Below are 8,696 nucleotides of genomic sequence, written 5' to 3'. Positions count from 1 at the left end.
TGGGTGTACGGCGATGCCGAGGTGTTACGGCGATGCTGAGGTGTTCGGCGATGCTGAGGTGTACGGCAATGCCAAGGTGTACGGCAATGCCAAGGTGTACGGCGATGCCTGGGTGTGCAGTAATGCCAAGGTGTGCGAGAGATCTGGTATTGTCTGGTTTTCGAACGTGGGCACGGAGTACGGTACATTAACCATATTTAAAACTGAACAAGGAGTATTGTGGGCTACTAGAGGCTGTTTTAGTGGCTCTGTTGAGGAGTTTTTGAAAAAATCCGCGGAAGTTCACGATGAAAAAACAAAAAGAGAATATCAGCTCTTGATTGAAGTCGCTAAATCAAGGTTGAACAACTAATACGCCCACACGGAAGGCGTTAAACCCCGTGCAGACATACTCCTAAGGTTGCCCACTGTAACAGGTGGGCTTTTTTATGAAGGAAACAAAAATGCCAACACGAAAATTCAAAACTCCCGTAGGAGACTATCTAAGAAGTAAATTAGGCAATCACTTTATAGCTAATTATTACATCTCAGCATTGGGCGTTATCGTAAACCATTACCATAATAACGCTCTTCATATTTTCACCTTTTTCAATCTCACCCAGTATGGACTAGATGAGATTAATCAACGATTGCCCACCGTTAAATTTAACAACGAAATTGTCACTTCGGGAAGAAAAATACTCAACTTTGAGACAGATAAGGAAAATAAAGATCACGTTGAGCTTTTGGCTTATAAATTAACGCAATTGTAATTTATTGGGAGTAAAAAAATGAACGCACTGATCAAACATACCTTACAAACCCTACTCATTTTATTTGTCGTTATCTCTGCTCTGAGCCTTGCAGAGGCTTACGCCCAAAGCGTTGAAGAACACTATACCGCTCAAGGCTTTAGCCAAGAACAAATCACAGAAATGCAACTCCAGGCAAGCCCAGAATGGAAAAAAGAACACGGCGATTTACAACCAAACCTAACCGCCGAAAGCGAAAAATATCTACAAAATTACACCGCACTTTTGCAGGAGAAAATCAATGAGTAAAGCCAACCTCGCTTATGAAGTAGGCATTTATGCCAACGACGGTGGATTTCGTGGCTACATCGCCAATCTCAAAACGAATTTAAATATTTATCGTACGCCTGTTTGCCATTCGCCCCAAATGGCAAAAGAAACACGTGAGTTTAAAGAGAAAATACAGACGTGCAAACAGCAAGGAATAATGCTCTTTTTTGAAGAATCTTTCAGAAATGAGGTAACACAATGAAACGCCGCGGATTTTTAAGTGCTTGGCAATGCGATAGCGACCAAGACTATTATGAGCAATTTGAGCAACAAGACGAAGATAAAATCGATCCTGATGATAGCGATAACTTCGAGCCTTGCGATGATGATTGCGATTATTGGAAAAGTAACTGTTACGGGAGAGGATAAATGGAAAACCAAAAATTTGAGTTAATTATTAGCACTGAAAGCAAAGTGCTTGCTTGCAATATTACCGACTTTGAAAAGCAAGCAGATCAATTTTTATCAACGCTCACACAAACATTTGAGACGGATAATGATTTTGCTCAAGCAAAAGAAGAAGTGAAATTACTGAAAGAGCTAGAGGATAAAACGCGCACGGCAATTAAAAATGCACAGCAAGGCAATATTAACAAATTGCTTGAACAAGCCCAAGACATTGCCGAACGTTTCCGCCAAGCGCGCTTAGAACGTGAAAAACTGGTGAACACCAAAGAAGAAGAGATCAAAGCAAACATTGTCAATGGTGCTTTTGAGCGAATTTCAGTGATCAAATCAGGTTTTGAAAGCGATGTGTGCATTGCCCTTGAACAGGTTATTCCAAAAGCCACTGTTAAAAAACGCTTAGAAGAAGCTACTAAACGCCGTAGCCTCCTTGCTACGCTCATCAAAGCCGTGAACGCAGAAGAAACCCTTATCGCGGCAGAAATTGCAGCAGAAGCCGCACGACTTTCTGCGCGTCGCAAGCTAATCCCTATCTCTTATGAGTATCTCTTTAAGGATTGGCTCAATCTGATTACTGGCGATGACGAGCTTGAACCACTCATTCAAGCACGCATTGCCGATGAACAAAAACGCGAAGCGGAAATAAAAGTGAAAGCGGAACAAGAAGCAAAAGCGCGCGCAGAAGCGGAAGCAAACCTTAACGCCTTACAAACCACAACGAAAAAACAGAAACCAATGAAAACACCGCGCATATTGAACCGCAAACGCCAACGCAAGAAATGCTACCTGCGGCAACGCAATTTATCCTCAAAATCCCAGCTCAAGAAATTCCTTTCACAGGAACACTTGAGCAATTAAGAGAACATTTTGCCCCAGTGAAAGCGTTGGGTATTACGGCAACGATTGTTAAACAATAAGGATTATACGATGACAACAGCACTTCAAACACTCACTCAAAAACTCGCTGAACGCTTTGAAATGGGCAGTAGCGAAAATCTACTACAAACCCTAATGGCAACTGCCTTTCGTGGGCAAAATGTAAGCCCCGACCAAATGACCGCCCTACTGGTTGTTGCTAACCAACACGGCTTAAACCCTTGGACAAATGAAATCTACGCATTCCCAAATAACGGTGGCATTGTGCCGATTGTCGGCGTGGATGGTTGGTCTCGCATTATGAACGACCACCCACAATTTGACGGTATTGAATTTACCTTTAATGATGATAACAGTTGCACCTGTAATATCTACCGTAAAGACCGCACTCGCCCAACAACAGTTACGGAATATATGATCGAATGTAGCCGCAACACGCAACCGTGGAAATCGCACCCAAAACGAATGTTACGCCATAAAGCAATGATCCAATGCGCAAGGTTAGCTTTTGGCTTTACAGGTATTTACGACCAAGACGAAGCTGAACGCATTGTAGAAAATCAAAAAGAACCGTTAAATGTAACGCCAAAACCAACGGTCATTGACACCACTGCGACAAATATCATTCACGCCACGCCTGAAAAAGTAGCAGAAATTCGTCAGTTAATTGAACTCACTGGTACACCGCTTGAAAAAGTATTGGCATCAGCTGGAGTGAATGAATTAGAGCTGATAACGGCAGAACGTGCAGAAGGCGTATTGAAAAAATTAAATCTTACACTTGATAAACAAAATGCACAAAATCAAGCCAATAACGCAGATGAAGGAATCCCACTATGATAGACGGTTTGATCACCCTTGATTGTGAACAAGGCTCGGAAGAATGGCTAGCCGCACGGCTAGGCATTCCTACCGGCACGGGCATTAAAAATATTGTATCTAACAGCGGGCAAAAGTCCGCTAGCTGGTTGAGCTATCTTGCTGAACTGATTGCCGAAATCATTGAAGGCGCGAAGGAAAGCGTAAAAACCGCTGCAATGGAACGCGGCAATCAGCTTGAGCCACTGGCAAGAATGGCGTATGAGTTTGAAACAGGCAATGATGTTGTACAGGTTGGCGGTGTCTATCTCAATGCCGACAAAGAGCTAATGATTAGCCCCGATGGACTCATTCCCTCCCTTAGAAAAGGGCTTGAAATCAAGTGCCCCAAAATGAAAACCCATATCAAATATTTGCTCGAAGGTGGTGTGCCGAGTGAGTACGTTATTCAAGTGCAATCCGCCTTATGGGTGACAGGCTATGAGACGTGGGATTTTGTCAGTTATTGCCCTGAATATCAAAAACAGCCTTTTTATCTTTACACAGCACAACGTGATGAAATATTAATGAAGGCGTTTGTTTGATAAATATATTCCCGAATTTTTGATCGCACTTAGGGCATTAAAAGCCGAAAATTAATGGTTAGGAGGGAGGTATGAGACTCTACCACATCAGACAAATGGCACTCCAATTTATTACACGGAGCTTTTAAGAGTAAATCGGGGTTTATTGGTGTATTAAAGACTCAAAACAATGAATTTATACCTAGGATCTCGCTTAATGGTTCTGTTGTCAACTTCCCATCTTTCAAAGATGATATTTCCGCGGCGTTATTCATTGATGAAAAACGGGTAGAGCTATTAGGCAATGATTGTATTACTAACCAAAGCGCAGGATTAATTTATGGAGATTATACAGTGAAAAATATGAAAAAGGTGATTGATGAATATATTAAGGCAAACAAACTCGGGATTAGATTAGCGAATGTTGCCACAGTATTTCTGGAAGTCCTATGGAGCAATAGAACTCGGCAGGGACGCATTATTGATGCGGAGAAATCATTTAAGAACAGGAAGTGTGGTTCTATCCACTTAACCGATGACGAAACAAAGCTAATCCTCAACGATCTGCAAGAATTTGGATTGATTAGAATCACAAGTAACAAATACGGGCCGAAACTTTGGGTCGCAAAACTTGATCTAAAAAAAGAATTACGCCCAACATCCCCAATTACACCAACAACAAAGGAAAAAGATATGCAACAATTAGACAAGCTCTCCCCCGAAATGCTGGAAAACTTAGCTAAACAAGCGGCAGAATTAGCAAGAGCGAAAAAACAGGAAGCTGAAGAAAAGCACAATTTAAGAACCCTTCTTGATCCGTTAATCCTTAATGCGGTACAAGCGAAAGGAAAATATGAACGGCTCTTAAATGAACTCCTTGATACCTCAACAGAGCTTGATAATGCGCTGAATGCGTTGAAAGATGCGTTGAAATAATCCTAATTTAACTTGTCTAGCTTAGACAATCCTAGACGAAATCTAGACAGTTTTTTTAGACGATAGCCCTTATTTAAGGGCTTTTTTATGAGGGCGAAAAATGAAAAAACGTTTATGAAGTGCGGTTGAATAATTTTAGGGGCTGTCCTAGATAACTAGACTAAACTCCCTTTAACCAATTGTTTTAAAATAGAAATTTGACTTTTTATGTTGCTGTAATTAAAACGCCATTCACATTCCTTTAAATAAAGCTCAAAATGCGCTTTTGGGATACCATTAAATTTGCGTAAATGGCGTTTTGCTTGGCTCCAAAAATTCTCAATTCCGTTAATGTGGTTATGATTTTCAGCAAAATGTGTGCTGTGATTGATACGAAAATGACTAAATTCACTCACATCAAGCACGTCATAACTACGATAATTATCGGTGTAAACAATACTATCAGGCTTTACCTGCTCCCGAATAATGGGTAACAAGGTGGCAGATTGCGTATTTGGAACCGCAACGGTATAAACCTTGCCATTGCGCTTGAGAAGCCCGAATACCGCAATTTTCCCTGCCGCACCACGACCACGTTTGCCTTTGCGAGCACCGCCAAAATAACTTTCATCGGCTTCAATTTCACCTTCAAACATCTCTAAGTGAAGGCTGTTTTGATAGATGAGTTGGCGTAAACGATGAAAGTAATATGCGGCAGTCGTTTTGTTTACATTGACTAACTCTGCTGCTGTCCTTGCAGTAACACCTGCAACAAATAGCTCAATGAGTTTATTTTATTTGTGCTGACTTAGATGACTTTTTCTCATTGGTTCATTCTAACCTAAATAGATTTTTTAGTTGTTATCTAGGACAGCCCTAATTTTATTGACCTAGAGCTAAGCGCAAACTGGGAAATAGATTTTGGCTTCAAAGACTTTTCTGACTCTTTAAAAGAAGAAGGAATAAAAACGGTCGAGCAAGCCATTATCCATATTAATCAGTTTTGGGTGGACTCTCCCAATGAAGATGATGAATTTAATGAACATCTGAATTACTTTTTAAAATACGCAACAGTGAGAATCCACTATATCTACAACAATACTACGTTATGGGATGTTAATGACTTAACGCGACACCTATTTAGCAAAGAAGAAGGTTTTTGCGTTGGGAAATGCGGAATTGAATTAACTGATTTTTATGATGGATTTGAATTAAATGATGATTTATTAGAGGTGCACGAACAATGAACACAAACGAACTACTCAACGAACGAGAAAAAACGCACGGAGACTTTGTCAGCGGTGCAGAAACTTTTTATCACCTGATGAAGCCCATTATTGATAGCCAGCTATTTGAACGAAATAAAGTGGCGGCTTACGCAATGACAATGATACAAGCGAAAGTCACTCGAATTTGTAATGGCAATGAAAGTTTTCCTGACCACTGGGAAGACATTATTGGCTACGCGAGCCTTGCGCTCGGTAAGCAGTTTGAGCCATAGCAATCGGTAAGTGTGCCAGTTGTGGATTATATAAAGGCTCAAAATCTGACACCTAACCGCTAAATAGCGGTTTTTATTGCCTTATAGGAGAAAAAATGGGGAAAATCATTACTCATACCGTCACTGTCGATGTTGACGTTGATGTAGATATTGATCTTGATGATTTAGAACTTTCGGATTATATGCCAGATATAACCTTACAAGAGTTTTTCTATCACCGGTGTGGCAGCTTAAATTTTGTTGCTATTGAAGCAATGCGGGAGCTGCGAGCCTTGCAAGGTGAAAAAGCAAACCTTATGAAATTACTTGAAGAATTGACTGGTGTTTGTTTGTAGTAGAAAAGGAGAGAGTATGAAGCTATCAATATTTAAGCCACAAGAACCTGACTTAATTATGGGAGATGGTAAAAATATATTATTTTAGAAAATCACGCTCATTTGGTTGGGATATAGCCAGAGAAACAAGATACGGCTTGCCACTTGATGAAATAAAACAAGTGCACGCATATCAAATTAAATATCGTGATATTAGTCATAAAAATTTATTGATTGTGCCTATGGAGGATTGATTATGGAAATTGAAAAATTAGAGTGGAAACCGACTAATGAAGTACTAGGTGCATTTATTGTAGACAATGATGACCTTTATATACCATTCATAAAAGGTACGCATAATGGATATATTCTTCTAGGAATTTTGCACCCACTATATAAGTTAGATTATGTAGATATTAATAAGAAACTGTATCAAGAAGGTATAACTCTACCGCACGGAGAAATTACATTTGGTAAATATATCTTCAATTTTAAAGATGGATTTAGAGAAAACATACAGGAATTATTCTCAGAATTAGATAGTGTTAATTATTTAGTATTAGGTTTTGATACTTGTCATCTAGATGATAACTCAATTAAATGGGATAAAGAAACCGTAACACAAGAAACAATTAATTTCGCTAAAACTATGGCTGCGTATGACATACAAAGTTAATTTGGAAGATGAGTTTGATAAAGCAGTATTAAGTTTTATTAAGACCGTATATATCCAATCAAAATTTAACAAAGAAAGATTACTGGGTTTATTTTCAGAAGATGTAATAAAAGCAGTAATGACAACAGTAGATGAAACAAAAAGAGAGGTTAATTATGAAACCATTTGATTTAGAAAAAGCACTGGCAGGTGAGCCAGTTAAATTATGTGATGGAAGAAAGGCATATATACAAGGTACAGTGCCGAAAGGATACGATAGTGACTATGAATTGGTGGGGTATGCGATTAAAACTGATGGACGAGCCGTTGCTTCGTGTTGGACATTACAGGGACGGCACGACAAAAGGTGGAAAACAAGTATGGACATTGTAGGTATGTGGGAAGAGCCAAAGCCTAAACGTTTTATTAACGGTATCGAAGTACCTGAACCAGTAACGCTAGATACTCTTAAAGAAGGTAATGATTATTGGTATCCAATATTTAGTAATTCTAGCTACACCACTTCAGATCGATTTTATGCTAAATATGAAATAGACAAAAATCTAATTGAACAAGGTTTGGTCTTTGAAACTCAAGAAGGTGCTGAAGCTATGGCTAAAGCATTACTTAATTATAAAGTGGAATATAAAAATGAGTGATATGGGTGAAATGTTTAGAGAGCTACGCTCTGCTAGGCAAGAAAAACGCTTTAAAAACAAGATTAATGGTAAAGCATTATTAATCGGAAATAATATTCCATTTAAATCTTGCAGTGATACTCATATCCAAATCACTACTAAAAAAGGGGTGATTAATTATTACCCTTCCACTGGTTTATGGTTTTATAACAACAGTAAATATAGACAACGTGGTATAAAGAAATTAATTAAACATTATTTTGACACTAAATTGGGAGATTAAAGAATGCAAAAATTAAATTTAATTTTAGGTATTGCTACGACAGAATTTTGGCAACCATTACCAAGTCCACCTGAAAACTAACAAGCCACTGTAACAAGTGGCTTTTTTATTCATTAAACACAGGAGAAAACAATGAAAAAAATCACATTTAGCTTTAGCTCTTACTGCGACACTAAGCCTTTCCGCTTGCTCACCTTTTTCTGTAGATGAGGGAGAAATTGGCTTAGTAACCAAATATGGCGAAATTGTCGAAACAAAAACGGCAGGGCTGCATTGGCGTTCTTGGCTTGAAGATGACATCAAGTTTTCCACTCGTGAACAAAAAATCACACTCGGTTCGTTCAATGAGTCAGGCGATTTAACGGGCGGTATTTCTGCTTATACCAGAGATACGCAGACCGTAATAACGGCACTAGTAATTACCTATAAACTCACTGATCCTATTCTCGTGTATAAAAATTATCGCACGACCGACAATATGATTAATCAGTTGATTGAGCCACGCAGTCGTCAGGCGTTAGAAATCGTCTTTAGTGGCTATACGGCACAACGGGCGTTAGAAAATCGTGCCAAGCTCACTACCGATATTACCACGCAAATTCGTGAGGCGGTGAAAGGCTACCCCCTTGAAATTACCGCCGTGCAAACCGTGATCCAATTCAACAA

At 39.3% G+C, this 8,696-nt stretch carries 15 protein-coding genes and 2 pseudogenes; 16 read left to right on the top strand and 1 reads right to left on the bottom strand.

Annotated elements, in window-relative coordinates; genetic code table 11:
- From C3Z13_RS09255 to C3Z13_RS09220, 9 genes and pseudogenes are all read left to right on the top strand, one after another.
- A pseudogene (locus C3Z13_RS09255) lies at nucleotides 1-352 on the top strand (hypothetical protein); the annotation flags it as partial.
- 91 nt (nucleotides 353-443) lie between these two features.
- Nucleotides 444-752 (top strand): hypothetical protein, encoded by a 309-nt coding sequence (locus C3Z13_RS09250; protein ID WP_103855725.1) that lies wholly within the window; start codon nucleotides 444-446, stop codon nucleotides 750-752.
- Between the two features lie 18 nt (nucleotides 753-770).
- Nucleotides 771-1,040: a hypothetical protein gene (locus C3Z13_RS09245; RefSeq protein WP_103855724.1), complete on the top strand. Its 270-nt coding sequence runs from the start codon at nucleotides 771-773 to the stop codon at nucleotides 1,038-1,040.
- Nucleotides 1,033-1,263 carry a hypothetical protein gene (locus tag C3Z13_RS09240; RefSeq protein WP_103855723.1) on the top strand — a complete coding sequence of 77 codons (231 nt, stop codon included), beginning with the start codon at nucleotides 1,033-1,035 and terminating at the stop codon, nucleotides 1,261-1,263. Before C3Z13_RS09245 ends, C3Z13_RS09240 begins: the two co-directional genes overlap by 8 nt.
- Nucleotides 1,260-1,430 (top strand): hypothetical protein, encoded by a 171-nt coding sequence (locus C3Z13_RS11725; RefSeq protein WP_181022047.1) that lies wholly within the window; start codon nucleotides 1,260-1,262, stop codon nucleotides 1,428-1,430. Before C3Z13_RS09240 ends, C3Z13_RS11725 begins: the two co-directional genes overlap by 4 nt.
- Nucleotides 1,431-2,324, top strand: a complete 894-nt coding sequence (locus C3Z13_RS09235) for a hypothetical protein (RefSeq protein WP_103855722.1) — start codon at nucleotides 1,431-1,433, stop codon at nucleotides 2,322-2,324.
- Between the two features lie 69 nt (nucleotides 2,325-2,393).
- Nucleotides 2,394-3,182, top strand: coding sequence for a phage recombination protein Bet (gene bet, locus C3Z13_RS09230; protein WP_103855721.1), 789 nt, complete (start codon nucleotides 2,394-2,396; stop codon nucleotides 3,180-3,182).
- Nucleotides 3,179-3,800: pseudogene (locus C3Z13_RS09225) on the top strand (YqaJ viral recombinase family protein). The gene bet and the pseudogene C3Z13_RS09225 overlap by 4 nt, the downstream one beginning before the upstream one ends.
- A gap of 278 nt (nucleotides 3,801-4,078) precedes the next feature.
- Entirely contained in the window at nucleotides 4,079-4,660 is a 582-nt protein-coding gene (locus C3Z13_RS09220) for a hypothetical protein (protein ID WP_103855720.1), read from the top strand.
- A gap of 155 nt (nucleotides 4,661-4,815) precedes the next feature.
- Here the strand turns inward: C3Z13_RS09220 and C3Z13_RS09215 are convergent, their stop codons facing one another.
- Nucleotides 4,816-5,424: an IS1595 family transposase gene (locus C3Z13_RS09215; protein ID WP_245872616.1), complete on the bottom strand. Its 609-nt coding sequence runs from the start codon at nucleotides 5,422-5,424 to the stop codon at nucleotides 4,816-4,818.
- Between the two features lie 458 nt (nucleotides 5,425-5,882).
- Here C3Z13_RS09215 and C3Z13_RS09205 point away from each other — a divergent pair, with 458 nt between their 5' ends.
- The 7 genes from C3Z13_RS09205 to C3Z13_RS09175 all read left to right on the top strand — a co-directional run.
- Nucleotides 5,883-6,140, top strand: coding sequence for a DUF6378 domain-containing protein (locus C3Z13_RS09205; RefSeq protein ID WP_103855718.1), 258 nt, complete (start codon nucleotides 5,883-5,885; stop codon nucleotides 6,138-6,140).
- A gap of 95 nt (nucleotides 6,141-6,235) precedes the next feature.
- Complete coding sequence (locus tag C3Z13_RS09200; protein ID WP_103855717.1) at nucleotides 6,236-6,475, top strand: hypothetical protein; 240 nt, start codon at nucleotides 6,236-6,238, stop codon at nucleotides 6,473-6,475.
- Between the two features lie 235 nt (nucleotides 6,476-6,710).
- Nucleotides 6,711-7,130: a hypothetical protein gene (locus C3Z13_RS09195; protein ID WP_103855716.1), complete on the top strand. Its 420-nt coding sequence runs from the start codon at nucleotides 6,711-6,713 to the stop codon at nucleotides 7,128-7,130.
- Nucleotides 7,114-7,299 carry a hypothetical protein gene (locus C3Z13_RS09190; RefSeq protein WP_103855715.1) on the top strand — a complete coding sequence of 62 codons (186 nt, stop codon included), beginning with the start codon at nucleotides 7,114-7,116 and terminating at the stop codon, nucleotides 7,297-7,299. Before C3Z13_RS09195 ends, C3Z13_RS09190 begins: the two co-directional genes overlap by 17 nt.
- Nucleotides 7,286-7,768: a hypothetical protein gene (locus tag C3Z13_RS09185; protein ID WP_103855714.1), complete on the top strand. Its 483-nt coding sequence runs from the start codon at nucleotides 7,286-7,288 to the stop codon at nucleotides 7,766-7,768. The genes C3Z13_RS09190 and C3Z13_RS09185 overlap by 14 nt, the downstream gene beginning before the upstream one ends.
- The gene (locus tag C3Z13_RS09180; RefSeq protein ID WP_103855713.1) at nucleotides 7,761-8,030 is read left to right on the top strand and encodes a hypothetical protein; all 270 of its coding nucleotides are present in this window, start codon (nucleotides 7,761-7,763) and stop codon (nucleotides 8,028-8,030) included. The genes C3Z13_RS09185 and C3Z13_RS09180 overlap by 8 nt, the downstream gene beginning before the upstream one ends.
- Before the next feature lie 217 nt (nucleotides 8,031-8,247).
- Nucleotides 8,248-8,696, top strand: a 449-nt coding sequence (locus C3Z13_RS09175; protein WP_342750357.1) for an SPFH domain-containing protein, incomplete at its 3' end; no start/stop codon positions are given.

This window comes from Avibacterium endocarditidis (genome assembly GCF_002921145.1).
GTDB lineage: Bacteria > Pseudomonadota > Gammaproteobacteria > Enterobacterales > Pasteurellaceae > Avibacterium > Avibacterium endocarditidis.
This window is presented reverse-complemented; position numbering and strand designations above follow the sequence as displayed.

Excerpts from the sequence above, each read along its gene's own strand:
- C3Z13_RS09250 (WP_103855725.1), top strand. The coding sequence starts at position 444 with ATGCCAACACGAAAATTCAAAACTCCCGTAGGAGACTATCTAAGAAGT.
- C3Z13_RS09245 (WP_103855724.1), top strand. The coding sequence starts at position 771 with ATGAACGCACTGATCAAACATACCTTACAAACCCTACTCATTTTATTT.
- C3Z13_RS09240 (WP_103855723.1), top strand. The coding sequence starts at position 1,033 with ATGAGTAAAGCCAACCTCGCTTATGAAGTAGGCATTTATGCCAACGAC.
- C3Z13_RS11725 (WP_181022047.1), top strand. The coding sequence starts at position 1,260 with ATGAAACGCCGCGGATTTTTAAGTGCTTGGCAATGCGATAGCGACCAA.
- C3Z13_RS09235 (WP_103855722.1), top strand. The coding sequence starts at position 1,431 with ATGGAAAACCAAAAATTTGAGTTAATTATTAGCACTGAAAGCAAAGTG.
- bet (WP_103855721.1), top strand. The coding sequence starts at position 2,394 with ATGACAACAGCACTTCAAACACTCACTCAAAAACTCGCTGAACGCTTT.
- C3Z13_RS09205 (WP_103855718.1), top strand. The coding sequence starts at position 5,883 with ATGAACACAAACGAACTACTCAACGAACGAGAAAAAACGCACGGAGAC.
- C3Z13_RS09200 (WP_103855717.1), top strand. The coding sequence starts at position 6,236 with ATGGGGAAAATCATTACTCATACCGTCACTGTCGATGTTGACGTTGAT.
- C3Z13_RS09195 (WP_103855716.1), top strand. The coding sequence starts at position 6,711 with ATGGAAATTGAAAAATTAGAGTGGAAACCGACTAATGAAGTACTAGGT.
- C3Z13_RS09190 (WP_103855715.1), top strand. The coding sequence starts at position 7,114 with ATGACATACAAAGTTAATTTGGAAGATGAGTTTGATAAAGCAGTATTA.
- C3Z13_RS09185 (WP_103855714.1), top strand. The coding sequence starts at position 7,286 with ATGAAACCATTTGATTTAGAAAAAGCACTGGCAGGTGAGCCAGTTAAA.
- C3Z13_RS09180 (WP_103855713.1), top strand. The coding sequence starts at position 7,761 with ATGAGTGATATGGGTGAAATGTTTAGAGAGCTACGCTCTGCTAGGCAA.